Here is a 434-nt window from a genome sequence, read left to right as displayed (position 1 = left end):
CCAAAAAAAGGCGGGGCCCGACGAAATCAACAGCAAGACCAACCCGAAAAAAAGGCCGGCCCTGCTCGCGTCCACTATCCAGTTCTCAAACCACCACGACACCCGAAACCCCAAGCCACACACGCCACACGCGCGCCAGCCCGGGCCACGGGGCCACGGACACCCACCCCCACAGGGGAGGCCGGCGATCCGGGAACCCAAAAGCATGCCCATACCACCCCGACGCCCACGACAGGCACCGGACACAGCCAACGACCATTCCTCGCCAGCAACCCCCACAGGCCGGACCACCCGACCCCAGGGGCACACGACGGCTCGCAGACACGAGCCTGAAATCTCCGTAGAAAGGAGGTGATCCAGCCGCACCTTCCGGTACGGCTACCTTGTTACGACTTAGTCCCAATCACGAGCCTCACCTTAGACGGCTCCCCCCA

The 434-nt window shown here is 64.1% G+C and carries 1 rRNA gene; it reads right to left on the bottom strand.

Annotated features, from left to right (window positions below):
- Positions 1-344: 344 nt before the first annotated feature.
- A 16S ribosomal RNA gene (locus tag EHS19_RS10485) occupies positions 345-434 on the bottom strand; the annotation flags it as partial.

The organism is Bifidobacterium jacchi (assembly GCF_009078285.1).
GTDB lineage: Bacteria > Actinomycetota > Actinomycetes > Actinomycetales > Bifidobacteriaceae > Bifidobacterium > Bifidobacterium jacchi.
This window is presented reverse-complemented; position numbering and strand designations above follow the sequence as displayed.